This window comes from Rhodococcus sp. UFZ-B548 (assembly GCF_903819475.1).
In the GTDB taxonomy this organism is placed as follows: domain Bacteria; phylum Actinomycetota; class Actinomycetes; order Mycobacteriales; family Mycobacteriaceae; genus Rhodococcus_F; species Rhodococcus_F erythropolis.
This window is the reverse complement of sequence record NZ_CAIJDS010000001.1, coordinates 214,522-240,447: the sequence shown is the minus strand read 5'-3', so window position 1 is coordinate 240,447 and position 25,926 is coordinate 214,522. Positions and strand designations below refer to the sequence as shown.

The window sequence follows — 25,926 nt, the reverse complement described above, 5'->3', positions numbered from 1 at the left end:
GACTGTCGTCACGAGTTAATGCGTTCGGCCCGAGAGTCTTTCGCGCCGAACCGACAACACCGGATTTTCACGTCGAACTCTGGGTAAAGTGACAGGCACGTCTCAGCGCCTTCTCAGCAGCGCAAGGCAGCATTGTCGGCAGAACAGTTGTGACTGCCCGTCCGGTGGTCACCGTAGACGAAAGCGAGCCGATGACCGAGGACCGTAACGTCGGGCCGACCCGGCCCGAGCAGCCCAACAGCGAGCCCACCACCCAGGCGCAGCCGACAGCACCTCAAGCACAGCCTCCCGTGCCGCCACAGCAGCCTCAGGGGCAGGCGCCTCAGCAGCCGTACCAGCCGACCGAATCCTTTGCTCGACCCACTGAAGCCCGACCCACCGAAGGCCGACCCACCGAAGCCTTCGGGCAGGCGCCGCAGCAGCCCACGCAGGCTTTCGGCCACCCGCACGGTGCCCATGAGGCCGCGTACCAGCAGAGCGCCCCGTACGGCGCACCCAACCCTGGTGGCCCCGGCGGCCCGAACGGTCCGGGCGGCCACAACCAGATCCCCGCACCGCTACAGGGGCCGAACTCCGGTTCGACCACCACAAGGCCGAAGTCGGGACGCATGGCGCTGGTTGCCGGCGCTCTCGCCCTGGTCCTGGTCAGTGGTGGTGTCGGTGGCGTGGTCGGTGCCGTCGTCGCGGACCGCAACGGTGGAACCGCGACGGTCACCAACTCTCTGAACGCTCCGAAGCCCACTGCGACCAACACGTCCAACGCTCCCGCCGGCTCGGTTCAGGCCGTTGCCTCGAAGGTGGTGCCGAGCGTCGTGCAGATCGAGGTGGCCACCGCGCAGGGTCAGGGCGGTGAGGGTTCCGGTGTCATCCTGTCCTCCGACGGTCTGATCCTGACCAACAACCACGTTGCCGGTGCTCAGGGAGCGCAACTTCGCGTCGCGTTCTCCGACGGAACCAAGGCCTCGGCCACCCTTGTCGGTGCCGATCCCGTCTCGGACATCGCCGTCATCAAGGTCGACGGCCGCAACGACCTCACCCCCATCGATCTCGGGAACTCCGGCGACGTTCAGGTCGGACAGCAGGTTGTGGCCGTCGGGTCCCCGCTCGGCCTTGCCGGCACGGTCACCGAGGGCATCATCTCCGCACTCGATCGCCCCGTGTCCACGAGCGGCGAGTCCGGCAACCAGAACACCGTCATCGACGCTCTGCAGACCGACGCGGCGATCAACCCCGGCAACTCCGGCGGCGCCCTCGTCAACATGGACGGCCAGCTGATCGGGATCAACACGGCGATCGCCTCGCTCGGAGCCTCGTCGGGTACACAGGGCGGTTCGATCGGCCTCGGTTTCGCCATCCCGATCGATCAGGCACGCCGCGTCGCCGACGAACTGATCAAGACCGGCAAGGCGACTCAGGCCATGATCGGCGTGACCGTGCCGTCGCAGGACAACGCCGACGGCGCAACCGTCATGGATGTCACTGCTGACGGGCCGGCCGCCAAGGCCGGTATCCCGAAGGGTGCAGTCATCACCAAAGTCGACGATCGTGTTGTCGCAGATGGCGATTCGCTGATCGCGGCAGTGCGTTCACATGCTCCCGGCGACAAGGTCTCGATCACGTACAGCGACGGCGGGCAGACCAAGACCGTCGACGTCACGTTGGGAACCGCGGCAGCGCAGGGCGGCCGATGATGTTCGGCGATCAGCAGACGATCGACCCGATCTTCGGCCAGATCGCAACGGCGTCGGGATCGGACACTACGGTAGGAGTCATGGAACTCGAAGCCACATCGGCCGGCCGCGCTCTGGTCGTCATCGTCGACGATCGCACAGCCCACGGCGACAACACCGACTCCATCGGTCCACTGGTTACGGAACTGCTGAACGAAGCGGGTTTTCTCGTCGATGCGACGGTCGCCGTCGCCGCCGACGAAGTGGAGATCCGCAACGCTCTCAACACCGCAGTCATCGGTGGCGTCGACCTCGTCATCTCGGTCGGCGGTACCGGGGTATCCCCGCGTGATGTGACTCCCGACGTGACCGCAGAGGTTCTCGATCGCGAGATCCCGGGAATTGCCGAAGCACTTCGCGCTTCCGGTCTGTCGGCCGGATCGCTCGAAGCAGGATTGTCCCGCGGCCTCGTCGGGGTTTCGGGAAGCACCGTGGTCGCCAATCTGGCGTCGACCAGGCCGGCAATTCGCGACGGCATGGCAACCCTGACGGCTTTGGCGAGTCACGTCATCGCCGAGCTGTCCAGCCTCGAGGGCTGAGACAGCTTGTCGGAGCAACCAGATACCCCGAAGAAGCCGCCAGTCGACAAGAAGCGCCTGGCACGCATCTTCGGGGACGTCTTTCCCGAGACGACGTCGGACGAGCGGGGGCCTGAAGGTTCCTCGCGATCCTCGGACGACGACTGGCTGCGCAGTCAGCGGCCCCCGCACCACGGCGGTTGAGAAGTAAATCAGGCCCTCGGACACAATGTCCGAGGGCCTGATTTGTTCTGTGAGCGCTGCCTATTCGAGCGTCTTGGCGTGGGCTCCCGTGTCGGCGCCACCGGCATTGGCGGAGAGGATGTCGCGGATCTGGATGAGCAGATCGGTTTCGCTGGCTTCCTTGTCCTCGGGCTCGGAGACGAACTTCTTCTTCGCCGCATTCGCGGGAACGATCAGCACGAAGTAGACGACCGCCGCGATGATGATGAAGTTGATGATCGCGGTGACCACAGCGCCGATATTCACGAAGGTTTCCGGATTGCCGGAGATGATCTCGCGGCCCCAGCCCAACTCGTTTGAACCGCCGATTGCGGCGATGAGCGGATTGATGATGTTGCTGGTGAATGCCGTGACGATGGCGGTGAAGGCTGCGCCGACGACGACTGCGACGGCCAGGTCGAGCACGTTTCCGCGAAGCAGGAAATCCTTGAATCCCTTGAGCATGTCGGTGTCCCCTCGAGTCTCCGATGGCAAGTGCCAGATGGTCCGTTGATACCGAACCGACTGGAAAAATCCTAGAGGAGCTTCGGACGCTTTGTGCGGTCAGCGGAATGTCACGGTGATCGCATTGGACAGGGATGCCGCGGCAACGACGTTGGCTGCCGGTGTCGGCAGAGCCAGCAGAATCACCTGTTCCTGCTGGTTACGTGTACTTTCCGACGTGGTGACCAGCGCGACTACTGCTCCCGCCGCAAGAATCTGCGGGGCCTTGTCGGCAATTGATTCGTTGGGTGTGTCGGGGTGGGATGTGTCAGTGCGGGATGTGTCAGGGCCGACGGTCAGTACGTCGACGACATCCCCGCTGCGCAACATATCCGCGACGGCTGCATCGGCCAATCGGACGGGGACGATACGGGCGTCGTCGGTTCCTACGGACAACCCGGCCAGCCGTGGGCTGAGAACGCGCACGTCGGTGACGGTTTCTCCGGAGCGAATCGGGCCGGCAACGGTTCTCCCGACTACCAGGTCGGTATCGGAGACAACTCCTTCGGGAAGCTGTTTCGAGTCGATCTCTCGGATCTCGACATCCGAATCCGCGATCACCTGTCCGGGAGTGAGATCGCGACTCGAGACAACTACGGCGACCGTATCGGTTGCGGGATCGCCTCGGAAGAAGAGAACAACGCCGAGTGTGGCCAGCGCAACGGCTGCGATCTTGCGGACTGTCGCCGTGCGGAACCGAGTGCCGCGCGTCAGTTCGACGACGCGATCGAAGGTGCTCTGGGTGAGATCGAGTTGGGCGCGCAGTGGATCGGAGCGCCTCGGCGAGCGAGAACGTGCTGACGGCATTCATGCACGTTAGGGCCGGAAGCGGTGCTTCCGGCCCTAACGATGTGAAACTGTGGACAACCCGGAGGTTGTGGAAATCAGCTTGCGGCAGCCTTCGCGGGCGCCGGCGTGCTGGTCGACGAACTCGATGTCGAAGAGGAGTCCGACTTGGACTCGGACTTCGCAGCGGGTGCCGAATCACTCTTGGCGGGCTCGCTCGCAGTCCCGGAGCCGCCGCGGCTGTCGGTGCGGTAGAAGCCGCTGCCCTTGAACACGATGCCAACAGAGTTGAACAGCTTGCGGAGCTTGCCTGAGCAAGCTGGGCAGACCGTCAGCGAATCTTCGCTGAAGGACTGGACGATGTCGAAACGGTTGTCACATTCCGTACATGCGTATGAGTAGGTGGGCACCGGGCTTCCTCCGCACTGTGATGTTCGAGCAGCCGCGTATTTACACCGCAGCCTTTAGCACTCTACAAGTGACAGTGCCAACAGCGCTAATCAGGGATCTATTCCCGCAGATCAATCGCCTTGGAGCCGCGTGAGACCGCCGCTCGGCGTCAATGCCCATCCCATCGGAATGTCGTGGTCGTCGGCAGGCAAGGTCTCGACGAGTTCGGAGTCTCTGACAATTGCCACGAGCCGAGTCTGCGGTCCGACCGACCCGAGCGTCCGGTCGTAGAAGCCTGCGCCGCGGCCGAGGCGTGTTCCACGAAGATCCACCGCGAGAGCAGGGATCAGCATGCATTCCACGTCGGACAGGGTTTCCGGTGGTAGGACGGGTCCGGCGGGCTCCCGAATGCCGTACTTCGCGGGGCGTAAACCGTCGGCACCGCTGTATTGAACCCAGGACAACGGTCCGGGTTCCCCGGTGATCGGAAGTAGTAAACGCTGCGCGATCTCGGCAACGGCGTCGAGCAAGTCGGTGGATCCTGGTTCGGTGCGGGTGGGGACGTACGCACAGACGGTTGAGCCGTCGACAATCACTGAACGTATGTGCGTGATCAACGCCGCAGTTTCCGTATTTCGAGTGTGCTCGGAGACTGCATCACGTGCTGCGAGTGCGATTTGTCGCCATTGTGCTTTTGTCTGAGGTGTCACCCCGCAACGATATTCGTCGTGCTGACCGAGCGGTAACAAGCGGCGGCTAAGGTGTTGGCATGACAGACGTTGTCGCTAGCAGCACGAGGGCCTTCCGTACGGCCGTGGTTCCCGCAGCCGGACTTGGTACGCGTTTCCTGCCTGCCACCAAGACGGTTCCGAAAGAATTGCTGCCGGTCGTGGACACACCGGGTATCGAACTGGTGGCGGGTGAAGCTGCGGACTCGGGAGCCGAGCGGCTCGTCATCGTGACGTCCCCGGGCAAAGACGGAGTGGTTGCGCACTTCGTCGAGGATCTCGTGCTCGAAAGCAAGCTGGAAGCGAGCGGAAAACTTGCTGCCCTGGCAAAGGTGCGCAAAGCGCCGGGTTTGCTCGAAGTCGATTCCGTGATTCAGGAGCAGCCCCTCGGCCTCGGGCACGCAGTCGGTTGCGTCGAGTCGGTTCTCGACGACGACGAAGATGCCATCGCGGTCCTTCTGCCCGATGATCTCGTACTCCCGCGTGGCGTCCTGGAGATCATGGCGCGAGTTCGGGCCAAGCGCGGCGGATCCGTTCTCTGTGCAATCGACGTTCCCAAGGACGCAGTGAGCGCTTACGGCGTCTTCGACGTCGAGATCGTTCCCGACGCGGTCAATCCCGACGTCCTCAAGGTCGTCGGCATGGTCGAGAAGCCGGCTGTGGAAGACGCGCCGTCGACCTTTGCCGCTGCGGGTCGCTATCTGCTCGATCGTGCGATCTTCGACGCACTTCGCCGCATCAAGCCGGGAGCCGGCGGTGAGTTGCAACTCACCGACGCCATCGCTCTCCTGATTTCCGAGGGTCATCCGGTTCACGTGGTCGTGCACCGCGGAACGCGTCATGACCTGGGCAACCCCGGCGGGTACCTCCGCGCTTCGGTTGACCTGGCACTCGACAGCGACGATTACGGTCCGTCCTTGCGTAAGTGGCTCGCGGATCGGCTCGACCGCTGAGCGTGTCGCCACGGTGGTTGATCGCCCGATAACGCAGTATCAATGTGCTTGTCCCTTTTCGAAGGCAAGGCATCATGAGCTGACGGATATCACCGAATTTCCAGACACAGGAGGACGCGGACCAGATGCGGTCGGTTGAGGAGCAGCAGACCAGGGTTACCGCTGCTGCAGTGGCACCCCGTCCGGTTCGGGTCGCCATCTCGGAGGCGCAGGGACTGCTGTGTGCCGAGGAAGTGGTGACCGAACGCCCATTGCCGGGATTCGATCAAGCTGCCATCGACGGTTACGCGGTTCGCAGTGTCGATGTCGCCGGCGCTGGAGCCGACCTCCGCGGCGAGGACGGCGAGCCTACGGACCTCAGCTTGCCGGTGGTCGGCGAGGTGACGGCGGGCTCACGCCAACCGATCCGGTTGCAACCGCGTCAGGCCGTGCGAGTCGACACGGGCGCGCCGTTGCCCACGCTGGCCGACGCAGTTCTTCCGCTCGAGAACACCGACGGTGGTCGCGCTCGCGTTCGGATCTTCGAGCCGGTGCGTTCGGGCGATTACGTTCGCCGTGCAGGCGACGACGTCCAGCCGGGCGACGTGGCCGTTCGGGCAGGCACCATCATCGGAGCCGCGCAGGTCGGTTTGCTTGCCGCGGTCGGTCGCGACAAAGTGCTCGTCCATCCGCGTCCGCGTCTCTCCGTCATCAGCGTCGGTGGAGAACTTGTCGACGTGGATCGCACGCCGGGGCCTGGTCAGGTCTACGACGTCAATTCGTATGCCCTCGCCGCCGCAGCGCGCGATGCCGGCGCCGACGTCAACCGTGTGGGAATCGCAGGCAACGACTCGCGCCGTCTTCGCGAAGTAGTCGAGGGACAGCTGATTCGCTCGGAAATCGTTGTCATCGCCGGTGCCGTGGGCGGCGGAGCGTCCGACGAGGTTCGTGAGGCGCTTGCCGACCTTGGGACACTCGAGGTGGAGCGCGTTGCCATGCATCCGGGATCAGTGCAGGGCTTCGGCAAGCTGGGACGAGACGAGGTTCCGACCTTTCTCCTACCGTCCAACCCGGTAAGCGCACTGGTGGTATTCGAAGTCATGGTTCGCCCGCTGATCAGAATCGCGCTCGGACGCCGCCAACCGATGCGGCGAGTAGTGAAGGCGCGCACGGTGGGAACGATCACGTCGATTGCCGATCGCAAGGGTTTCCTGCGTGGTCAGCTGATGCGTGACGAAGCGACGGGGGAGTACCTGGTGCAGGCACTCGGGGGTGCGCCCGGTGCGTCCTCACATCTCCTCGCGACCTTGGCGGAAGCCAATTGCTTGGTTCTTGTCGATCGAGACGTCACCGAAGTGCACATCGGTGAAGAAGTCGACGTAGCTTTTCTCGCCCAACGTGGGTAACGCCGACCCGAGTGGGGTGTGATGTCAGTCCATCCAGGATGGCCGGAAGATCTCGGCCCACTGCGAGTGCCCGCGGGAGTGGTGACCGTCCGCCCCGTGAAGCTCCGTGACGCTGCTGTGTGGAGTCGCCTCCGCATTCGCGATCGCGAGCACCTGGAGCCGTGGGAGCCCACCGGAGAGTCGCCCTGGGATGTTCGCCACCACATCACTGTCTGGCCGTCCCTGTGCGGGAATCTTCGCTCCGAGGCGCGCAAGGGCCGGATCCTTCCCTTGGTGATCGAACTCGACGGGAAGTACTGCGGGCAGGTCACGATCGGAAATGTCGTGCGCGGCGCTCTGCGGTCCGCCTGGGTGGGCTATTGGGTCGCCTCGCACGTCACCGGTGGGGGCGTAGCCACAGCGGCCGTGGCGCTCACACTCGATCACGCATTCTCGAAGGTCGGTCTGCATCGAGTGGAGGCGACCGTTCGGCCGGAGAACGCGTCGAGTCGAGCAGTCCTACGAAATGTTGGGTTCCGGGAGGAAGGTCTTCTCAAGCGCTATCTCGATGTCGACGGCCAATGGCGTGATCATCTTCTGGTCGGAATGACCATCGAGGAAGTACCCACCACCGTCGTCGACAGATTGGTGCGGTCCGGACGCGCTTCGTGGGTGTGACCAATACGGCGCCACGAGCGTGAGAAACGCGAGCTAAACGGCAGTTACCGCTGAGTAGTCCTACTTTCGACCGGAAAAATGTGGTTTTTGATTCAACCAGAACTTGAGACTTTTGGGACTGAACCGGAAGTTCAGTTCGGTACGCGTGTGACACATGAGTATGGTGGGGTTCGGCGCGTCGGCAACGATGCGAGGGCGTCGGCCGTTAACCTTGACTCGTCAACGGCTGGCATAGGTGCTGGTAGGTGATCGGGAGGAGGCCGCGGCATGCCTAGCTCATTCGTGTGGATCGGGCTGGTGGCCGTGTGGCTGTTCGTCCTGGTGCCGATGCTTGTCAACAAGCGCCCCAGGATCCGGCAGACGAGTGACGCGGCGCTCGCGACTCGAGTACTCCACCGCGGCGACAGCAACCCTGTTCAGCGCGGGCCGGCAGCAGGACATCGAAGCGATCCGAACTGGCAACCAGAACCAGTGCGCAGCAGCTACGACGCGGAGGACCAGATGGACACTCACGCAGAAGACGACTACGCCGGCGGTCGTGCACCGGTCGGAGAATTTGTTCCCGTTCGGCGCGGCCGAGGCGGGTTCGACCCCGAAGCGGATGCCATCGCCCGGGAGGCGCGGTACGCATTCCGTCAGCGGACATTGTTGGGCCTGGCATTCGTCGCGATTCTCTCGGGTGCTCTCGCATTGATCATCTCGCCGATGGTGTGGTGGTTGTTTGTGCTGACCGTGTGCGGCCTCGGTGGGTACATGGCGTACCTACGTCGGCAGGTTCGTATCGAGCAGGAGATTCGCCGCCGTCGTACCGAACGCCTCAACCGATCGCGACTCGGAGTCGAATCGCACACCGACGAAGAGTTGCGCCTGATTCCGGCGCGACTGCGCCGACCAGGAGCGGTTGTCCTCGAGGTCGACGACGAAGATCCGGCGTTCGATCACCTGGATCACTACGAAGAAGAGATCAGGCACACCGAGATGCGTCGCGCATCCGGTCAGTGACCTTCTGGGCCGATCTTGTCAGGTCGAAAGTTCGTGTCGGGTGATTCCAACGGGAGTATTCGTTCCTGTTAGAGTTGCCGAGCACCGCTGAGGCGGTGGCACGGGGCTGTGGCGCAGTTGGTAGCGCGCTTCGTTCGCATCGAAGAGGTCAGGGGTTCGATTCCCCTCAGCTCCACCAAGAAGTACCAGCAAAAAGGGTCTTTCAACGAAAGTTGAACGGCCCTTTCCTGCATTTTCAGAGCCTGCCCGAATTGTGAATATTTAGCTCGAGTGTGCGCCGTTTCATACGATTGCGACCGCTGATCCGGACCGTTGAGCTTCCAAGTGAGGGATGATCCTTGGGCGGATACATGTTTGCCGGAAATGTAACGAGGGTGTGTCCGGTGCGATAGGCACGATGAGTCTGCCGCAGTTTTCCGCAGGTCGGACGTATGTGTCGGGGAGGAATGTCGATGAGCCAGCCACGACGGCTAGCGATGATGCTTGTTGCTGTGATGTGCCTGATGGGTATCGGCGTCCTTGCCGTATCGGTCTTCCCTGCCATCGTCGCCGCCCAACCTGGCGGCAACAGTGGCGGTGGAAACAACGGCAACGGAAACGGCAATTACGGCAACAACGGCGGCAATAACAACGGCAACAACGGCAACGGTGGCGGTAACAACGGCAACGGCAACGGCAACTACGGCTGGCATTGCCACCATCACAACTGCGGTACAACGGTAATTCCGACGCCGACCACGACTGAGCCGACCACGACGACTGAGCCCACGACGACGACTGAGCCCACGACGACGACTGAGCCCACGACGACTGAGCCGACCACGACGACTGAGCCCACGACGACTGAGCCGACCACGACGACTGAGCCCACGACGACTGAGCCGACCACGACGACTGAGCCGACCACGACGACTGAGCCCACGACGACTGAGCCCACGACGACGACTGAGCCCACGACAACTGAGGCCTCGACCAACCCTTCGGCGTCGCAACGTCCGAGCAGCAGCGCTTCCCCTGCGACCAACGCAACTTCGCAGACTGAGAGTTCATCTAGCGAAGCACCCTCCGAGACGCAGTCCCCTTCCGAGTCGCAGTCGAGTTCCGAGCCATCCTCGGAGGCCGCGGTTCCGCCGGCTGGACCGTCTGATCCGCAGGGGCCGTCAGCGGGCGGCGGAGCACCTGCACCCTCTGCCGGTGGACCGGCGAACGCTGCGCCGGGCGCAGTCGCAGCACCGTCCGCGCCCGAGGTTCTGGCCGCACCGGCACCCGTAGCTCCCCAGGTACCGTCGAACGCTCCGAACGTCGCGAGTCCCAGTGAGAACCCGCAGGCATTCCCGACGGCGTTCACTCAAGGCCTTCCACCGATTCTCAACGCTGCCGCCGTCGCCGGCGGTGTGGGCGGAATGGCAGTCGTAGCGGCCGGTGCGGGAGCAATGACTTTCCGCGGAGCATCGTTGCAGAAGGCACGTTTGGCTGCCGCACGTGCCGAATTCCTGGCACCCGGATCACAGGGAGGTGCGTGAGTCGTGCCGGACAGACGTTCACATCGCCGCGTTCTGGCCGCGGTGGATGCCGTATGTGACGCAGCAGCGTCGTCGGAGGCTGTGTCACTGCTTACGGTGGTGCAGACAGTCGCCCGAGAGCGCGGGCGCCCGATCGAGATCGATCTGGAAACCCCGCTCGCCACCGGAGTGTGCGGTCAGCGCCGGGCCTACGACGACCACGACGTCATCGTTTTGGCTCCCGGGCTACCCAATGTCGAGCGGACTCTGGCACATGAGTTGGGGCACATAGTGTTTCGCCACGAAGGTGCCGAGATCGCCGAGGCGACGCTCGAGGTCAGTGACGATTTGATCGCCTACATGTTGAGTCAACGTTCTCTGCGGCGCAACGAACCCGTGCCGATGGATGACATCGCGGAGTGGGAAGCCGAGACGTTCGCGTCGATGTTGATCATGCGTCTGCGAACGATGAGTGGCCGTGGGACACCGCTGTCGGTGTTGCGGTACGACGAGGCGATCGGATGATCTTTTGGGCTGTGGCCCTTCTCGTCTGGGTTGCAGCCGGCGCGAGACTGGGTCGAGTTGTCGCGCGCACCGCGACGCCGTTGCGAATGTCGATGGTCTTCGCAGGCTTCTCGGTCGCATTGTCGTCGACGGTCATGGTGCCTGCGGTGTGGGACATCGTCGATCGAATTGCGCCGGAGCAACATGCCGCAGCGATGATCGTCATCGTCTTGTGGACCGCGTTGTCCGCGGCCAGCGCAGTCGGCGCCGTGTCTGCCTGGCCGGTGATGTCGCGTCCAGCCATGCGCGGTCTCGCCACGGTGCTGTACTCGGTGGGGCTGCTGGTGGCGATCGCGGTTTTCTTCGGATACCCAGCGCCGGCTCTGATCTTTATCATCGTCGCTCTGTCCCTTGTCATTTCGACGGGGCTACGGCACGTTGCCTGGGCGCCGTTGGGGCGCGGAATCGCATTGATCGTGACAGGTTCGTCGGTCTTGCTTGTCGTGGTCGTCGTGATGCTGGTCGAATCGATCGGTGGCACCAGCGCACTCGAATCGGATATCTGGACGGGCGCAGGGGTGTGGTTCATCGCTGTCTCGAGTGTTCTGATAGCGCTGGGCATCACGTGGGTGCTTCTCGAGACGTGGTTGCGCGCACGACGAGACTTGTATCGCCTACGGCGGATGCATGCGCTTCTGGTGAAGCGATTCCCCGAGGTTGTCGACGCGGACAGTGCCGGAAGTACGTCAGTACTCCGGGCATCGGACATGATCGCCCAGATCATGGATGCGATGTACATACAGTCCGGCGCCGGGATGTTCGACGTCGGTGGTCAGGAACCACCCCGGGCAGTTACCGCCCATGCAGGAATACTTGCGGGGTGGATCGCGGATCCATTGGCCTCGGATGTGTTGGACACCAGATGGATTGCGCCACCGGAGAAGATGTCGGCGCGCCGATGGGTGTTGTTGTTGGCGAAGGAACTCGATGAAACGACAAAAGTAGGTCGACGTTCGTAGTCGACCTACTCCATGTCAATTCAGTGCTTCAGCACATTTGCATCAGCGTGACGCGTCGGGCGGAACCTCTGGCAAACCCTCACTCGCACGCAGCTTTTCAGCCATCGTGGTGAGCAGATTCTGCGATTCTTCCGACAGGTCGAATGCGCGGCTCGAGAGGCGGCGAAGGCCGTAACCTTGGAGCTGCGAGAGCAGTTCGAGGTCGTGATCGATCTTGGCAGCGTAGATGTCGTTGAAGAAGTAGTCGGGCTTCACCTTGAAGAACCGGGCGAACGCAGCGACTGTCTCGTCCGAGGGGTTGGTGCGCTGTCCCGAGCGGAGCTGCGAGATGTACGGCTTGGAGATCTGATGGCCGTCTTCGATGAGCGCTGCCGCAACCTCGGCGTTGGTGTGGGGTTTGCGCCCCGGAGGATGAACACTGTCGAACAGTTTGTTCAATCGTTCTGCAAAGTCAGCCATTGTGAACCGCCCCGTAATCCTCTCTAGCTAGCAATTGTCCGTTCAGTGAATCCTACGGTATCACGCGGATAACCGATCGGTAGCTCACCGTAGTCTGTTTAGTGGACCAGTTGTCAAATGTGTCCGAGATTCGATTCGTTCGGCCATTGAGTGCTCAGCTATGTCTCAGCGCACATTGAGTATCGGCCGCACGAAGATTGTGCAGCTACGGTCGCGCTATTCGAACCTTCCATTACTTGGTTAATGTGCCCAGTATCAAACCTTTTACCCGTTTTGGCGATATTAGCTAAGCGTTAGCCTGGTTTTTCATATGTGTTCCGAAAGGAAAACCGCAGTTCAGTGACGGTGTGGAGTGATGCGGTTGCAATTATGGCGACTGTTCGCGATGTTGCTCGAATCACTTCGGGGTTGAACCTTGAACGGTTTGCCGGAATGCAATCTGCGCTAGCTAAACCCCCTGCGTAGGTGCAGAATTGTGATATGAAACACACGATGAGCGATGACGAACTGCGCCGCGCGATCCGTGAAATCCAGGATCGAGCCCACGACGCACGCAAGCGTGGGGACGATGTAGCGGCGGAAGAACTCGACCGTACGGTCAGGGGCTATCAAGAGCAGATGGCTCAGCGTCTGTAGCTGTCGGTGGGTTCGGCGACTGCCACCGAGGTCGTGGGTTCTGGCATGCTCACGGCCGCATTGCGTGTTTCGGGGCGGCCGCACAACGCGTGCGTAGACTTTCCCGCATGTCCACAGTACGAGTGCGGGGGAGTGTCGATCCATGTCAGTAAGGTCGCTCGAGGGTAAGAAATGCCTGATCACCGGCGCTGGTAGTGGGATAGGACGCGCAACTGCACTGCGGGCATCCGAGGCCGGAGCCGAATTGTTTCTCACTGATATCAACGACCGTGGATTGCAAGAGACTGCCGCAATGGTTGGTGCCGGAGGGGGCACGGTCAGTTTGGCCAAGGCACTCGATATCTCGGATTACGACGAGGTCGTGAAATTCGGTACCGAGATTCACACTCAATTCTCTCCGATGGATGTCGTCATGAATATCGCCGGCATTTCAGCGTGGGGAACTATCGAGAACCTCGAGCATCGGCACTGGAAGTCGATGGTTGACGTCAACCTGATGGGACCGATCCATGTCATGGAGACGTTCGTTCCGCCCATGATTCGCGCCGGCAAGGGTGGGCACCTGGTCAATGTGTCTTCGGCCGCTGGGCTCTTGGCGCTGCCGTGGCATGCCGCTTACAGTGCGAGCAAGTTCGGCCTTCGCGGGGTCTCCGAGGTGCTGCGATTCGATCTGAAGCGGCACGGAATCGGCGTCAGTCTGGTTGTGCCTGGTGGGGTGAAGACGCCTTTGGTGGGAACCGTGGAGATCGCGGGTATCGACCGGGATGACCCGCGGATCAAAAAGCTCACGCATCGGTTCGAGAAGCGCGCGGTCTCCCCGGAGAAGGTGGCGTCGTGCATTCTGCGGGGAATCGAGAAGAACACGTACCTCGTGTATACGTCCAATGACATTCGATTCGGATACTGGTGGGCCCGCAAATTCGCCCCGCCTTACGAGTTCGTGATGCAAAAAGCGAACGACCAGTTCAGTAAATTGCTCAAGCGATGAGCATTAACTCCGACGGGACTTTTATCTAGTCGAATAGGGACCAAAGTCATGCCGAAGAGTTTTCACTTCGATATCGAATTCAACTATCCGATCGACGACGTGCATCGAACTTTGACTGACCCGAGTTATTGGAAAGTCCGACTCGGAGACCTTTATGCCACCTCGGACATCGAAGTTGGAGACGGATCGATCGAAGTATCCGTGTCCGAGGAAATCGACTCCGCCTCCCTCCCTAACCTGGTCGCCAAGGTTGCGCCGAGTCGACTCGGTCTGACACGGGTCGACCACTGGGGGCCTCTGTCTGACGGGAAGGCCGCAGGGTCGGTCACCGGAATCGCGCACGGACTGCCGATACGAATCGAGACGACGCTCGACCTCACCGCCGCCGAGTCCTGCACGCGACTGGTCGTCGACGGAACGGCCGAAGTGAAGATGCCGATCATCGGCGGCCAGATCGAGAAGTTGCTGAAGAAGACCGTCGAGGACTTGCTGGGGCGCGATCGGGACGCTGTCGAGTCATTTCTCGCCTGAGTCGGCGCCGAAATCCACCTCCAGAACGCGTGCACCTGGGCCGGCGGCAGCGAGTTGATCGTGAGGGTTTGCGAGGGCGCATCCCTCCAGCGAGAGACACCCGCAACCTATGCAACCGGTGACATTGTCGCGTAGTCGTTCCAGTTGCTCGATGCGGAGATCGAGGTGGCGCCGCCATCCGGTCGACAACCGCTCCCAATCTGCGCGGTTCGGGGTACGGCCTTCAGGAAGTGTGCCGAGGGCTTCCCGGATTTCCGACAGTGGAATGCCGACGCGTTGCGAGATTCGGATGAAGGCGACACGTCGAAGCGTGTCTCGTTGGTATCGACGCTGGTTGCCGCTGGTCCGGCGACTGACGATGAGGCCTTCTCGTTCGTAGAAATGCAGGGCCGAGACGGCGACTCCGCTGCGCTCGGAGAGCTGGCCGGGCGTAAGTTCCTTGGCTTTCCACGACGGCATCTCCATGGCGACTACCGGTCCGTCGCCCGGTGGAGGGTGGCGTGGAGATGATGCGTCAGCGGGGTGTCGCCGTGCGCCATCCACAAGTCGTAGGTCAGGGTGTCGCCTTGGACGCGCATGACTCGCCGGACGTCGTGAACCGGTTTTGCGTCGGGCGATGCTGCGAGCGTGAGACGGGTCAAGGCGAGAGTGCCTTCGGAGTCGACGGTGCCGCGATGGATCTCGACAAATCCGGTGGGCTGGCTGACCAGCAGTTCGAGCTCACCACCAGGTGTCGGGCGCAGGTATCCCGATTCCATGTGAAGTGGTCGGCCGTCGCGGAGCCCTCGAGTGCGCGACGAGTAGGTGACAAACGGTTTCGGTGTCGGAGCGAACTCGATCTCCTCGGAGTACTCGAAGTCGTCGATGGTGGGGAAATGTCCGGCTCCAGCGCCGACCCAGCGCCCGGTGAACCTGTCGATTCCGGCGCCGCTCAGCGCCGCCTGATCCGTGCTACTCATTGCGTGGTCCTCTCGCCTGCGTCGGATCAGACGTTACGCGGGAAGATATGGCCGCTGCTCATCCCTGCTGGGTGGGGCCTACGGGATTAGTGTTCACTCATGAACGCTTCTGGCTCCGTCCCCCTCGGTGTCGATTCCGAGGTGGGCCGATTGCGATCGGTCATTCTTCATCGTCCGGGCGACGAGTTGAAACGATTGACTCCGCGCAACAACGACGAGCTGCTGTTCGACGCGTTGCCGTGGGTGGACCGCGCGCAGGAAGAACACGATCAGTTTGCGACAGTCCTTCGTGAGCGCGGCGTCGAGGTACTGCTTTTGTCCGATCTCCTCACCGAGGCGCTCGAGGTCAGTGGCGCAGCGAGGATCCAGGGAATCGCGGCCGCCGTCGACGCACGCAAGATCGGCCACGCGCTCGGGCAACACCTGGCTGCGTACCTGCGAAAGGTAGAGCCGAAGGAGCTGTCGTCGATCCTTACTGCCGGAATGACGTTCGACGAGCTGCCGATCGACGCCGGCTCGACCTCGTTGGTGCGCAGGATGCATCACGGCGGTGACTTCGTGATCGACCCGCTGCCCAACTTGCTCTTCACCCGCGATTCGTCGTTCTGGGTCGGGCCACGGGTCATCATCACGTCCTTGGCGTTGTCAGCGCGAGCTCGCGAATCCTCGATCACGGATCTCGTCTACGCGCATCACCCTCGATTCAAAGGCGTGCGCCGCGCGTACGAGTCGCACACGGCTCCTGTCGAGGGAGGTGACGTGCTGCTTCTCGCGCCGGGGGTGATCGCGATCGGTGTCGGTGAACGTACATCACCCGCCGGCGCAGAAGCATTGGCGCGTAGCGTGTTCGACGACGGTCTCGCCCACACGGTGTTGGTTGTTCCGATCGAGCAACGCCGAGCGTCTATGCATCTCGACACGGTCTGCACCATGGTCGAGGCCGACGCGGTCGTCATGTATCCGGCCATTCAGGACACATTGGCAGCGTTCACCCTTCGCAAGGAAGACGACGGGGTGAGTATTCGCGGTGCGACGCCGTTCCTCGAAGCGGCAGCCGACGCCATGGGAATCGGAAAACTTCGAGTGATCGACACCGGACTCGACACGGTGACCGCCGAGCGTGAGCAGTGGGACGACGGCAACAACACGTTGGCCGTCGAACCGGGCGTCGTCGTCGCTTACGAGCGCAACGTCGAAACGAATGCCAGGCTGGAGGCCTCGGGTATCGAGGTTTTGCGAATCGCGGGTTCCGAACTGGGCTCCGGTCGCGGTGGACCTCGCTGCATGTCCTGCCCGATCGCCCGCGATCCGCTGTGAGCGGTAGACGTCAGAGAATCTCTTCCACCTTGGCTGCCGGACGCGCGAGCACCGTGCCCTTGTCAGTGACGACGAATGGGCGTTCGATCAGAATTGGGTGCTCGATCATCGCGTCGAGGATCTCGGATTCGGAAGCGTCGGCGAGTCCGAGGTCCTTGTACTGCGTTTCGCGCTTGCGAACCGCTTGACTGGGCTCGAGGCCGGCGTCGGCGATGAGTTTTTCCAGCTCGGATCGGGTAGGCGGAGTATCGAGGTACTTGACGATGGTGGGTTCGATGCCGGCTTCCCGGATGAGCCCGAGAACGGTCCGCGAGGTGTTGCACCGTTGATTGTGGAAGATGGTTGCAGATGCCATGTTCGTCATTCTGCCTCTGCGTCCGAACTCGTGGGACAAACAGGGGAACAACGGGCCGCTCCGGAGTGCTGCACCTGAAGTACCGACGTGTGAGGAGAAAACGATGACGGAACATCGAAGTGTGGACGAACGACGCGTGGTCATTGCCGGTGGGCACGGCAAGATCGCGCAGCACCTGACGTACCTGCTGGCAGGACATGGTGATCGGCCGGTAGCGCTGATCCGCAACTCCGCGCACGAGGGTGCGGTCCGCACACTCGGCGCGTTCCCCGTGGTGATCGATCTGGAATCCTCCTCGGTCGAGGAAGTTGCGAAGGTACTCGACGGTGCCGACGTCGCGGTCTTCGCCGCGGGTGCCGGACCTGGTAGCTCGATCGAGCGCAAGGACTCCGTCGACCGAGCTGCGGCGGTGCTGTTGGCCGATGCCGCCGAGAAAGCGGGAGTACGTCGGTTCATTCAGATCAGCGCCATGGGTGCTGGTGACGAAATACCGGAGAACACCGACGAGGTTTTTGCCGCCTACCTGCGGGCGAAGACGGCAGCGGAGGAAGACCTGAAGACAAGGTCTTCGCTGGATTGGACGATTCTTCGGCCAGGCCTTCTGACGGACGACGACCCGACCGGTGAAGTATTGCTTGCGCAGCCGCCCGTCGATCGAGGCTCTGTGCCTCGAGCCGATGTCGCCGCGGTCGTCGAAGCGCTCATCGATGCGCCGTCCAGCGTCGGCAAGACATTGGTTCTGACCTCCGGCCCGCATACGATCCGCGAGGCGATCGAGGGCCTGTGACCGAGAAGATACGACGAGGGTGACGATGAAGATCGCAATCGAACACGATTCCTCCACAGCTCCGTACGACCAACTGCGGCAACAGATTATCGAGCAGGTTCACGGTGGCGGATTGATCGCGGGAACCAAGATCCCGACGGTGCGAGCGTTGGCCTCGGAGCTGGGATTGGCGGCCAACACCGTCGCGAAGGCTTATCGCGCGCTCAGCGATCAGGGCGTCATCGAAACGAGGGGAAAGCAAGGGACATTCATCGCTTCGGGGGCCGATCCGGTGCAGGCGCAGGCCGAGCAGGCGGCGACCGCGTTTGCGCATAGGGTCCGCTCGCTCGGGTACTCCGACAGTGAGATCGTCGCCATGGTGGAGTCGGCATTGAGAGGTGCATGACACAATGTTTAAGTTGACGCTTCAACTTAAAGCTGTCAGTCTTGGCTCATGAATTCGTCGATTGCTCGTGACCTCGGACTCCTCATCGCCCGTGTCGGCCTCGGGATCATCTTCATCGCCCACGGCTGGCAGAAGTTCTTCACCTACAAGATCGCCGGAACGCAGGCCGCGTTTGAAGGGATGGGCGCCCCGCTCCCCAAGATTTCTGCGGTTGTGGCTGCATCCATCGAACTCGGCGGCGGAATCCTGCTCATCGCGGGTCTGTTGACCCCGCTCGTCGGCGCGCTGCTGTTCCTCGACATGGTCGGCGCGTTCTTCATCGTGCACGCGGACAAGGGTGTCTTCATCGACAACGGTGGCTACGAACTCGTCGTCGCACTCGGTGTCGGATCGCTCTTGATCGCTGTGATCGGCGCAGGACGCATCAGCATCGACGGATTGATCGGCAAGGGCAACGGTTGGGTTAAAACCCCAGCTTGATCGGGGTGAGAAGGCGGGTTCAACGGACGTTGAGCCCGCCTTCCGGCTTGCTTTTGGCCCATAAAGTGACGAACGTAGTCATCTATGGTGACGAAATCTGATCGATCCGAACAAGATTCCGGGGCCAACGAAGAGCGCCCGGAGACGGGCTTTACTCGAGTAGGCGTTCGGACCGACTACGTGGTGTTTTCCGTGGCGGCTGCCGCGGTGCTGGCTATTGTCGTGTGGGGCCTCGTAGCTCCCGACAACCTCGATTCGGTAACCGGAAGTGTTCTCGGCTGGTTGGTGACGAACATCGGCTGGCTCTTCGTACTCGCAGCTTCGGCTTTCGTGCTGTTTTCCATCTACCTCGCGGTCAGTCGATTCGGCGACATTCCGCTGGGCAAGGACGGTGAGAAGCCCGAGTTCCGAACCGTCAGCTGGATCGCGATGATGTTCAGCGCCGGCATGGGGATCGGCCTGATGTTCTTCGGTGTCGCGGAACCGCTTGCGTACTACGTGACTCCGCCTCCCGGCACCGACGGTGGCGTCGGAACTGCCATGGCCACCACCATGTTTCACTGGGGTCTTCATCCTTGGGCGATGTATGCCGTTGTGGGCCTTGCCATTGCATACGGGTCGTATCGCCGAGGACGCAAGCAACTGTTCAGTTCGGCCTTCATTCCGTTGCTCGGTCGCAAGGCCGAAGGGCCGATCGGCAAGGTCATCGACATCCTGGCGATCTTTGCCACACTTTTTGGTACCGCAGCATCTTTGGGGCTCGGCGCACTTCAGATCGGCTCCGGTTTCGAGGTAGTCGGCTGGATGGAAGAAGCCGGCGTTTTCCTGCTCGTGGCCATCGTTGCGGTGCTGACCCTGGCATTCGTCGCTTCGGCAGTTTCCGGTGTGGCCAAGGGAATTCAGTGGCTCTCCAACATCAACATGGTGCTCGCGCTGATCTTGGCCCTGTTCGTGTTCGTTCTCGGGCCGACCGTGCTGATTCTCAATCTGCTCCCGACGACCATTGGCGCATACGTTTCCGACCTCGCCCAGATGTCCGCCCGCACGGGTGCGTCGTCGAATCCTGAAACGGGCGCGTGGCTTTCGTCGTGGACGATCTTCTACTGGGCATGGTGGGTGTCTTGGACGCCGTTCGTCGGCATGTTCCTGGCACGCATCAGCCGCGGCCGCACGATCCGCCAGTTCATCGTCGGCGTCATCGCCGTTCCCACGACTGTCAGCTTGCTCTGGTTCGCGATCTTCGGCGGCGCAGGCATCGGCGAGGAACGTGACGGAATCGGCTTGTCCGGCCGAGGCTCGGAAGAGGCTCAACTGTTCGGCATGCTCGACAATCTGCCGTTGGCCGGAGTGACGACTGTCCTCGTCATGCTGCTCGTCGCAGTGTTCTTCGTTTCCGGCGCCGACGCTGCGTCGATGGTGATGGGGACGCTCTCGCAGCGCGGAACGCTCGAACCGAGTCGATGGGTCGTGGTCTTCTGGGGCATGTTGACCGGTGGCGTCGCGGCGCTTCTGCTGTGGACCGGTGGTTCCGAAGCGCTCGACGGCTTGCAGACCATGACGATCATCGCTGCGGCGCCGTTCGTGCTGGTCATGATCGGACTGTGCTTCTCGCTGTACAAGGATCTTTCGCACGACCCGATCATCATTGCGGCGAAGGAGCAGAAACGTGCTCTCCTACGACCGAGGCGGGGACGTCGCGTCGGTAAGCCGACAGAGTAATCGTGAAGCGAAGGAGGCACCGAACCAGGTTCGGTGCCTCCTTCGTCTGTCCCACTATTTCCAGCTAGGCAGCCACAGATGGTTTTGCCACGATTCCGGCGTGATCGGCATGGCGGTGAGTATCGGCCAGAGGTAGACGAAGTTGGCCACGACCAGACCGATGTACAGACTGACCGCAAGAAGTCCGGTGGTACGACGCTCGACGGACGCGCTCGCCTTGCCCAGAACATCGCCGAGGACCAGCGCAAATCCCATGACCATGAACGGGGCGAGTGCAACTGCGTAGAAGTAGTACATCTGGCGGTCGAGCGTCGCGAACCACGGAAGGTAAGCGGCGCCGTAGCCCGTCAGGACCACGGCGTATCGCCAGTCCCTGCGCACGAACGTCTGCCAGATCGCCCACGCCAACATCGGTAGTGCCAGCCACCACATCGCCGGTGTGCCGATCAGCATCACGGCCTTGACGCAGCTGGCGGCCCCGCAACCGGTGACCTGCTCGCCGTCGGCGTAGTAGTAGAGCATCGGTCGTAGCCCCATCGGCCACGTCCACGGTTTCGACTCCCACGGGTGGTGGTTTCCGGCGGAGTTGGTCAGACCGGCATGGAACTGGAGAACATTTCCGCTGTAGTACCAGAGTGAACGCAGTGCGGAGGGAATGAAGCTCCACGTGCCGCCCTCACCGATCTCGTTACCGACGGCGTGACGGTCCACGCCGGTCTCGCTGGTGAACCAGGCCCAGTAGCTCGCGAGGTACACACCGAGCGGAATGACCACCAGCGCATACAGAGCCGGACCGATGTCGCGAACTGCGGTGCCGACCCAGGGGCGCTGCACGCGGTATGCGCGGCGCGCTGACAGGTCGAAGGCAACACTGAGCAATCCGAAGAACAGAATGAAGTACATGCCGGACCACTTGGTTCCGCATGCCAGACCGAGCAGGATGCCGGCGCCGAACCTCCACCACCGGAAACCCAGCCGTGGACCCCAGGCGGAATCGCCGATTCGACCTTCCTCGTACACCTTCGCCATTCGTTCGCGGACTTGATCGCGATCGACCACCAGACATCCGAGGGCGGCGAGGACGAAGAAGGCCAGGAAGATGTCAAGCATCCCCAGGCGTGAGGAGACGAAGGTGACGCCGTCCACGATGAGCAGGATTCCGGCAATCGCCCCGATCAGCGTGGACCGCGTCATGCGGCGGACGATCCGGATGATCAGCAGGACCATCAGCGTCCCGACCAGGGCTGACGAGAATCGCCATCCCCAACCGTTGTAACCGAAGAGTGCTTCGCCGATCGCGATCATCTGCTTACCGATCGGCGGGTGCACCACCAATCCGTAACCGGGATTGTCCTCGATGCCACCGCCGGTCAGAACTTGCCAGCCCTGCGGAACGTAGTGCTTCTCGTCGAATACAGGTGTGCCGGCGTCGGTCGGGTAGGCGAGCATCGTGAAGCGGGTGATCGCCGCGATGGCGGTGATGAAAGCGGTGACGATCCAGCCGCGCAATCTGTCGGTCGGGCCGAAATCAGGATCCGGTACCAGCGGGCCGGGACTACGCACTACCCGATCGCTCGTGGCGGGCGTTGGCCGCTCGTCCGTCTGCACAGTCACCTGGCAATCGTAGGCTGTCAGGTATGACTGGTCGTTTGGTACTCGCCGCAACACCCATGGGAGATGTCGGTGACGCGTCCCCGCGTCTTCGGTCTGCTCTCGCAACCGCCGACGTCGTCGCTGCGGAGGACACACGACGCACCAAGTCTCTGGCGTCCGCGCTCGACGTCACCATCACCGGGAAGATCGTCAGTTTCTACGACCAGGTCGAGATTTCGCGGCTGCCCGCGTTGGTCGCCGACGTGGCCGAAGGCAAGACCGTCCTGCTGGTCACCGATGCAGGCATGCCGTCGGTCAGTGACCCCGGATATCGCCTCGTTGCCGCCTGCGTAGCCGAGAACCTCGCCGTCACGTGTCTCCCGGGCCCGTCGGCGGTCACGACGGCGCTGGCACTCTCGGGTTTGCCGGTGGAGCGGTTCTGCTTCGACGGATTCCCGCCGCGAAAGCAGGGGCAGCGCAAGACCTGGCTTTCGGCCCTGGCAACCGAGCAGCGAGCGTGTGTGTTCTTCGAAGCACCCCATCGCCTTGCCGACTGCCTCGCAGATGCGGTGGAAGTTCTCGGGCCCGATCGCCGCGCCGCCGTGTGCCGGGAATTGACCAAGACCTACGAGGAAGTGAAGCGCGGCACTCTCGGAGAGTTAGCTACTTGGGCGGCCGAGGGCGTTCGCGGAGAGATCACGGTGGTGCTCGAAGGCGCAGTACTGGTGGCATCTGATCCTGCCGATCTGGTCGACGAGGTGGAAAGGCTGGTCGAGGGGGGAGCACGATTGAAGGACGCGTGTGCTCTGGTCGCAACGGCCGGAGTCTCCAAGCGTGAGTTGTACGAGACGGTCCTGGCCGCTCGAAAGGACTAGCGGGAGCGGTTCACGGCGGGTGCGCCGGGACGCAGGTTGGCGTCGTCGGCTGCGGCCTGGCCGGCGTGCCAGCCTTCGGCGTCGACGGACCGTCCGCGAGTTTTGCGGGTTGTCGGGAACAATCGATCGAATTCGGCGTCGACGGCCTCGGAAGTGGTGGCCAGGATCGGCAGAAGATCCGCGACGTCCATCGATGCCGCGTCGGCCGCTTCGGCGGTGGCTTTGGTGCCGGCGTCTCGCAGGCGGTGTCCGATGCGGCTGGCGAACCCGGCCAGGAATCCCTTGCGGAACGAGGTGGTGCGTGAGCCGCCACGATTGCTCGAGTCGGCGAATTGCATTGCACGGGTTGCCTGTACGAGCAAGGAAGTGAACAGCATGTCGACTTGCTGAAGGTCGACCGGAGTGCCGACGACGGTCGCGAGTGCAATGTCGCTGAACCAGACAGTCCTGACTCGATTCGATTCGCCGATCTCGGTCAGGAGGTGAACCTTTTCCTTCACGTACGGGTTCTCGATGTGAATGCGTCGGGCATTCACGGATGTGTCGGTGACCCCGGCGCGAGAGTGGAGCAGCGCGGAATCGATGGCGTACCGGGTCATCAACTCCTGAGCCTTCGCGGTGAAAATCTCGGCTTCTTCCGCGAAGTTGGTGGCTTCCGCTTTGGCGAGTAATCCACGAATTCGCTTGAGTACCTTGGCGTCGACCTCGGTATCGCCGACGCCGGCATAGCTGGTGTCGGTCCGTTGCGACGGCCAGGTGGATGGTGGCGCGAGCAATACCGTCCACTGGGGTAGGCGCATCCAGGATCGCGCAACGTCGACGATCTGCGAAACAAGGAAGTATGGATCCTGGAACAGAAGGCCGGCGGCGAGGGAGCGAAAAACGTCGTCGTCCACGGTGATTCGAGAAGCGATGCGTCGAGACTTCGGATACTGTTCGCCGATCGTCTGCAACTGCCCCACCCATTCGAGCGGTGCGCGATCGGAGGCGCGCGACGCTTTCGCATCGAACAGGATGGTGGTGGCGGCGAGATCGGCGTCGGACGCTTCTTTGCTTCGACGCGCCAGATGAATCAGATCCGCCGGCTGCCATCCGCGGTCGTACGCCGCGGACAGTTCGGAAACGAGATCTCGCACCGCGGAAACGGATTGAGGGCTGACCTCCTGAGTGGACACCCGCGCTCCGTTCCATGGCAGTGTCTGCGCCGAAGCGCTGGTTCGAATGTATGTTCTATTCGTCGTCATGGCTGGAGTGTGCACGTGGGGTCCGACACATCCGCCTGTAACCGGATATCTCGGACCCCACGTGCGGCACTCTCGCTTAGCTCATTCCTCGACGAAGCGGGGGAAAACTGGCGCCGGAGCAGGCAGTTTCCGGTTGGCGTCGATGCGAACCGCGATGTCGGCGAACTGCCGGTTCTCTTCGCTCTGGCCGAGCAGATCGAGGATGCGTGACGCCGCGTCGGGCATCACCGGCTGAACGAGAAGCCCGACGATACGGACCACTTCGAGCGTCACGTACAGAACCGTCGCCATGCGTGCCGGATCGGTCTTACGCAGAACCCACGGTTCCTGCTTGGAGAAGTACCGGTTGGTCTCGCCGAGCACGCCCCAGATGGCTTCCAGCGCGAGGTGTAGAGCCTGCACGTCGAACTCGCTGCGGCACTTGGCAAGCAGGGCATCCGCCGATGCCAGCATCGCCAGGTCGTCCTCGGTGAACTCGCCGGGGGTGGGTACCTGGGCGTCGCAGTTCTTCGCGACCATCGTCAGCGAACGCTGCGCGAGATTGCCGAGTTCGTTCGAGAGATCAGCGTTCATGCGCGTCACGATCGCTTCGTGACTGTAGCTGCCGTCCTGACCGTACGAGATCTCGCGGAGCAGGAAGAAGCGGACGGCGTCGAGGCCGTACTGATCGACCATCGCGATTGGGTCGACGACGTTGCCGACGGACTTCGACATCTTCTCGCCCTTGTTGTACAAGAAGCCGTGGACGAACACCCGCTCCGGCAGTTCGATGCCGGCAGACATGAGGAATGCCGGCCAGTACACGGTGTGGAACCGCGTGATGTCCTTGCCGATGATGTGCAGGCTCGCGGGCCAGAACTTCTTGAACTCCTCCGAGTCGACGTTCGGGTATCCGACGCCCGTCAGGTAGTTGGTGAGGGCGTCTACCCAGACGTACATGACGTGGTCCGGGTCGCCCGGCACCTTGACGCCCCAGTCGAACGTGGTGCGCGAGATCGAGATGTCCTTGAGGCCGCCCTTGACGAAGCTGACGATCTCGTTGCGGCGAGTCGTGGGGGCGATGAATTCGGGGTGCTCTTCATACAGCGCGAGGAGACGCTCCCCGTACGCCGAGAGACGGAAGGTGTAGTTCGACTCCTCGGTCCACTCCACCGGGGTGCCGGTCTCGGTGGACTGACGGGTGCCGTCCTCCAGAAGCGTGGTCTCGGCTTCGGTGTAGAAGGCCTCGTCCCGAACCGAGTACCAACCCGAGTACGTGTCGAGGTAGATGTCGCCCGATGCGGCCATCTTCTCCCAGATCGCCTTGCTGGCGACCTGGTGATCAGCGTCCGTGGTGCGGATGAACCGGTCGTACGAGATGTTCAGGACCTTGTCGAGGTTCTGGAACACGTCGGAGTTTCGAGCCGCGAGTTCGCGTACGTCGATGCCCTCTTTGATCGCTGTCTGCTGCATCTTCAGACCGTGCTCGTCGGTACCGGTCATGAAGAACACTTCATGACCGTCCAAACGCTTGAAGCGGGCGAGCGCGTCCGAGGAGATGTACTCGTACGCGTGGCCGATGTGCGGAGCGCCGTTGGGATACGCGATCGCTGTCGTGATGTAGAACGGCGATCGTTCCGCGCCTTCCGGGGCGGCGGAGTCCGGGCGCGGGGTCTGGGAGGGTGAGGCAGGCAGAGTCATGGTGGGCTTACTCTATCG

General features: G+C 62.4%; 31 protein-coding genes and 1 tRNA gene. 19 read left to right on the top strand and 13 right to left on the bottom strand.

The window, feature by feature from the left end:
- The first annotated feature begins 191 nt into the window (after window positions 1-191).
- The 3 genes from H7C86_RS01155 (at window position 192) to H7C86_RS01145 (ending at window position 2,452) form a co-directional block, all read left to right on the top strand.
- Window positions 192-1,691 (top strand): S1C family serine protease, encoded by a 1,500-nt coding sequence (locus H7C86_RS01155; RefSeq protein ID WP_259349012.1) that lies wholly within the window; start codon window positions 192-194, stop codon window positions 1,689-1,691.
- Between the two features lie 80 nt (window positions 1,692-1,771).
- The gene (locus H7C86_RS01150; RefSeq protein ID WP_176720912.1) at window positions 1,772-2,269 is read left to right on the top strand and encodes a molybdenum cofactor biosynthesis protein B; all 498 of its coding nucleotides are present in this window, start codon (window positions 1,772-1,774) and stop codon (window positions 2,267-2,269) included.
- A gap of 6 nt (window positions 2,270-2,275) precedes the next feature.
- The gene (locus H7C86_RS01145; protein ID WP_019744729.1) at window positions 2,276-2,452 is read left to right on the top strand and encodes a hypothetical protein; all 177 of its coding nucleotides are present in this window, start codon (window positions 2,276-2,278) and stop codon (window positions 2,450-2,452) included.
- Between the two features lie 60 nt (window positions 2,453-2,512).
- Here the strand turns inward: H7C86_RS01145 and mscL are convergent, their stop codons facing one another.
- The 4 genes from mscL to H7C86_RS01125 all read right to left on the bottom strand — a co-directional run bounded on the left by mscL (window position 2,513) and on the right by H7C86_RS01125 (window position 4,860).
- The gene (gene mscL, locus H7C86_RS01140) at window positions 2,513-2,935 is read right to left on the bottom strand and encodes a large conductance mechanosensitive channel protein MscL (RefSeq protein ID WP_019744728.1); all 423 of its coding nucleotides are present in this window, start codon (window positions 2,933-2,935) and stop codon (window positions 2,513-2,515) included.
- 99 nt (window positions 2,936-3,034) lie between these two features.
- Complete coding sequence (locus H7C86_RS01135) at window positions 3,035-3,781, bottom strand: SAF domain-containing protein (RefSeq protein ID WP_182260959.1); 747 nt, start codon at window positions 3,779-3,781, stop codon at window positions 3,035-3,037.
- 77 nt (window positions 3,782-3,858) lie between these two features.
- On the bottom strand, window positions 3,859-4,170 hold the full coding sequence (locus tag H7C86_RS01130; RefSeq protein ID WP_003946378.1) for an FmdB family zinc ribbon protein: 312 nt from the start codon (window positions 4,168-4,170) through the stop codon (window positions 3,859-3,861).
- Between the two features lie 111 nt (window positions 4,171-4,281).
- On the bottom strand, window positions 4,282-4,860 hold the full coding sequence (locus H7C86_RS01125) for a 5-formyltetrahydrofolate cyclo-ligase (protein WP_182260958.1): 579 nt from the start codon (window positions 4,858-4,860) through the stop codon (window positions 4,282-4,284).
- A gap of 59 nt (window positions 4,861-4,919) precedes the next feature.
- On the opposite strand from H7C86_RS01125, the gene H7C86_RS01120 reads away from it, so the two are divergent.
- The 5 genes from H7C86_RS01120 (at window position 4,920) to H7C86_RS01100 (ending at window position 9,053) form a co-directional block, all read left to right on the top strand.
- Window positions 4,920-5,831 (top strand): UTP--glucose-1-phosphate uridylyltransferase, encoded by a 912-nt coding sequence (locus H7C86_RS01120; protein ID WP_019744725.1) that lies wholly within the window; start codon window positions 4,920-4,922, stop codon window positions 5,829-5,831.
- A 125-nt stretch (window positions 5,832-5,956) separates the two neighbouring features.
- Window positions 5,957-7,216 carry a gephyrin-like molybdotransferase Glp gene (glp, locus tag H7C86_RS01115; RefSeq protein ID WP_003946353.1) on the top strand — a complete coding sequence of 420 codons (1,260 nt, stop codon included), beginning with the start codon at window positions 5,957-5,959 and terminating at the stop codon, window positions 7,214-7,216.
- 21 nt (window positions 7,217-7,237) lie between these two features.
- Window positions 7,238-7,873 (top strand): GNAT family N-acetyltransferase, encoded by a 636-nt coding sequence (locus tag H7C86_RS01110; protein ID WP_182260957.1) that lies wholly within the window; start codon window positions 7,238-7,240, stop codon window positions 7,871-7,873.
- A 267-nt stretch (window positions 7,874-8,140) separates the two neighbouring features.
- Window positions 8,141-8,875, top strand: coding sequence for a gephyrin-like molybdotransferase receptor GlpR (gene glpR / locus H7C86_RS01105; RefSeq protein WP_182260956.1), 735 nt, complete (start codon window positions 8,141-8,143; stop codon window positions 8,873-8,875).
- A gap of 102 nt (window positions 8,876-8,977) precedes the next feature.
- Window positions 8,978-9,053: transfer RNA gene (locus tag H7C86_RS01100), tRNA-Ala, on the top strand.
- A 292-nt stretch (window positions 9,054-9,345) separates the two neighbouring features.
- Here H7C86_RS01100 and H7C86_RS01095 read toward each other — a convergent pair.
- Both H7C86_RS01095 and H7C86_RS01090 read right to left on the bottom strand, forming a co-directional pair.
- Window positions 9,346-9,576 carry a hypothetical protein gene (locus tag H7C86_RS01095; protein ID WP_182260955.1) on the bottom strand — a complete coding sequence of 77 codons (231 nt, stop codon included), beginning with the start codon at window positions 9,574-9,576 and terminating at the stop codon, window positions 9,346-9,348.
- Window positions 9,576-10,223, bottom strand: coding sequence for a hypothetical protein (locus H7C86_RS01090; protein ID WP_182260954.1), 648 nt, complete (start codon window positions 10,221-10,223; stop codon window positions 9,576-9,578). Before H7C86_RS01090 ends, H7C86_RS01095 begins: the two co-directional genes overlap by 1 nt.
- Window positions 10,224-10,401: 178 nt before the next feature.
- On the opposite strand from H7C86_RS01090, the gene H7C86_RS01085 reads away from it, so the two are divergent.
- Window positions 10,402-10,902 carry an ImmA/IrrE family metallo-endopeptidase gene (locus H7C86_RS01085; protein ID WP_003946241.1) on the top strand — a complete coding sequence of 167 codons (501 nt, stop codon included), beginning with the start codon at window positions 10,402-10,404 and terminating at the stop codon, window positions 10,900-10,902.
- A complete protein-coding gene (locus H7C86_RS01080; RefSeq protein WP_182260953.1) occupies window positions 10,899-11,900 on the top strand; it encodes a hypothetical protein in 1,002 nt (333 codons plus the stop codon). Before H7C86_RS01085 ends, H7C86_RS01080 begins: the two co-directional genes overlap by 4 nt.
- Window positions 11,901-11,942: 42 nt before the next feature.
- On the opposite strand, the gene H7C86_RS01075 is transcribed toward H7C86_RS01080, so the two are convergent.
- Window positions 11,943-12,359 carry a helix-turn-helix domain-containing protein gene (locus tag H7C86_RS01075; protein WP_003946231.1) on the bottom strand — a complete coding sequence of 139 codons (417 nt, stop codon included), beginning with the start codon at window positions 12,357-12,359 and terminating at the stop codon, window positions 11,943-11,945.
- 492 nt (window positions 12,360-12,851) lie between these two features.
- Here H7C86_RS01075 and H7C86_RS01070 point away from each other — a divergent pair, with 492 nt between their 5' ends.
- From H7C86_RS01070 to H7C86_RS01060, 3 genes are all read left to right on the top strand, one after another.
- A complete protein-coding gene (locus H7C86_RS01070) occupies window positions 12,852-12,995 on the top strand; it encodes a hypothetical protein (RefSeq protein ID WP_162267916.1) in 144 nt (47 codons plus the stop codon).
- 142 nt (window positions 12,996-13,137) lie between these two features.
- Window positions 13,138-13,983: an SDR family oxidoreductase gene (locus H7C86_RS01065; RefSeq protein ID WP_182260952.1), complete on the top strand. Its 846-nt coding sequence runs from the start codon at window positions 13,138-13,140 to the stop codon at window positions 13,981-13,983.
- Between the two features lie 48 nt (window positions 13,984-14,031).
- The gene (locus tag H7C86_RS01060) at window positions 14,032-14,514 is read left to right on the top strand and encodes a DUF2505 domain-containing protein (RefSeq protein ID WP_182260951.1); all 483 of its coding nucleotides are present in this window, start codon (window positions 14,032-14,034) and stop codon (window positions 14,512-14,514) included.
- Here the strand turns inward: H7C86_RS01060 and soxR are convergent.
- Both soxR and H7C86_RS01050 read right to left on the bottom strand, forming a co-directional pair.
- Window positions 14,500-14,979 (bottom strand): redox-sensitive transcriptional activator SoxR, encoded by a 480-nt coding sequence (gene soxR, locus H7C86_RS01055; RefSeq protein ID WP_182260950.1) that lies wholly within the window; start codon window positions 14,977-14,979, stop codon window positions 14,500-14,502. The two genes, H7C86_RS01060 and soxR, sit on opposite strands and share 15 nt — an antisense overlap.
- A 5-nt stretch (window positions 14,980-14,984) precedes the next feature.
- Window positions 14,985-15,473: an FABP family protein gene (locus H7C86_RS01050; protein WP_182260949.1), complete on the bottom strand. Its 489-nt coding sequence runs from the start codon at window positions 15,471-15,473 to the stop codon at window positions 14,985-14,987.
- 99 nt (window positions 15,474-15,572) lie between these two features.
- On the opposite strand from H7C86_RS01050, the gene arcA reads away from it, so the two are divergent.
- The gene (gene arcA / locus H7C86_RS01045) at window positions 15,573-16,790 is read left to right on the top strand and encodes an arginine deiminase (RefSeq protein ID WP_019744713.1); all 1,218 of its coding nucleotides are present in this window, start codon (window positions 15,573-15,575) and stop codon (window positions 16,788-16,790) included.
- A gap of 10 nt (window positions 16,791-16,800) precedes the next feature.
- Here arcA and arsC read toward each other — a convergent pair whose 3' ends face one another.
- Complete coding sequence (gene arsC, locus H7C86_RS01040) at window positions 16,801-17,154, bottom strand: arsenate reductase (glutaredoxin) (protein WP_020970331.1); 354 nt, start codon at window positions 17,152-17,154, stop codon at window positions 16,801-16,803.
- Between the two features lie 94 nt (window positions 17,155-17,248).
- Between arsC and H7C86_RS01035 the strand changes: the two genes are divergently transcribed.
- The 4 genes from H7C86_RS01035 to H7C86_RS01020 all read left to right on the top strand — a co-directional run bounded on the left by H7C86_RS01035 (window position 17,249) and on the right by H7C86_RS01020 (window position 20,516).
- Window positions 17,249-17,932, top strand: coding sequence for an SDR family oxidoreductase (locus tag H7C86_RS01035; RefSeq protein WP_031330896.1), 684 nt, complete (start codon window positions 17,249-17,251; stop codon window positions 17,930-17,932).
- A 25-nt stretch (window positions 17,933-17,957) separates the two neighbouring features.
- Complete coding sequence (locus H7C86_RS01030; RefSeq protein ID WP_020908617.1) at window positions 17,958-18,317, top strand: GntR family transcriptional regulator; 360 nt, start codon at window positions 17,958-17,960, stop codon at window positions 18,315-18,317.
- Between the two features lie 48 nt (window positions 18,318-18,365).
- A complete protein-coding gene (locus H7C86_RS01025) occupies window positions 18,366-18,797 on the top strand; it encodes a DoxX family protein (RefSeq protein ID WP_020908616.1) in 432 nt (143 codons plus the stop codon).
- An 84-nt stretch (window positions 18,798-18,881) separates the two neighbouring features.
- Window positions 18,882-20,516 carry a BCCT family transporter gene (locus H7C86_RS01020; protein ID WP_182260948.1) on the top strand — a complete coding sequence of 545 codons (1,635 nt, stop codon included), beginning with the start codon at window positions 18,882-18,884 and terminating at the stop codon, window positions 20,514-20,516.
- Window positions 20,517-20,570: 54 nt separating this feature from the next.
- Here the strand turns inward: H7C86_RS01020 and H7C86_RS01015 are convergent, their stop codons facing one another.
- Complete coding sequence (locus H7C86_RS01015) at window positions 20,571-22,130, bottom strand: dolichyl-phosphate-mannose--protein mannosyltransferase (RefSeq protein ID WP_024487795.1); 1,560 nt, start codon at window positions 22,128-22,130, stop codon at window positions 20,571-20,573.
- Window positions 22,131-22,153: 23 nt separating this feature from the next.
- Here H7C86_RS01015 and rsmI point away from each other — a divergent pair, with 23 nt between their 5' ends.
- On the top strand, window positions 22,154-22,984 hold the full coding sequence (rsmI, locus tag H7C86_RS01010) for a 16S rRNA (cytidine(1402)-2'-O)-methyltransferase (protein ID WP_019744707.1): 831 nt from the start codon (window positions 22,154-22,156) through the stop codon (window positions 22,982-22,984).
- On the opposite strand, the gene H7C86_RS01005 is transcribed toward rsmI, so the two are convergent.
- Together H7C86_RS01005 and metG are read right to left on the bottom strand one after the other, a co-directional pair.
- The gene (locus H7C86_RS01005) at window positions 22,981-24,228 is read right to left on the bottom strand and encodes a DUF2786 domain-containing protein (RefSeq protein ID WP_257237269.1); all 1,248 of its coding nucleotides are present in this window, start codon (window positions 24,226-24,228) and stop codon (window positions 22,981-22,983) included. The genes rsmI and H7C86_RS01005 overlap by 4 nt on opposite strands.
- Before the next feature lie 81 nt (window positions 24,229-24,309).
- On the bottom strand, window positions 24,310-25,908 hold the full coding sequence (metG, locus tag H7C86_RS01000) for a methionine--tRNA ligase (RefSeq protein ID WP_182260947.1): 1,599 nt from the start codon (window positions 25,906-25,908) through the stop codon (window positions 24,310-24,312).
- Between the last annotated feature and the right edge of the window lie 18 nt (window positions 25,909-25,926).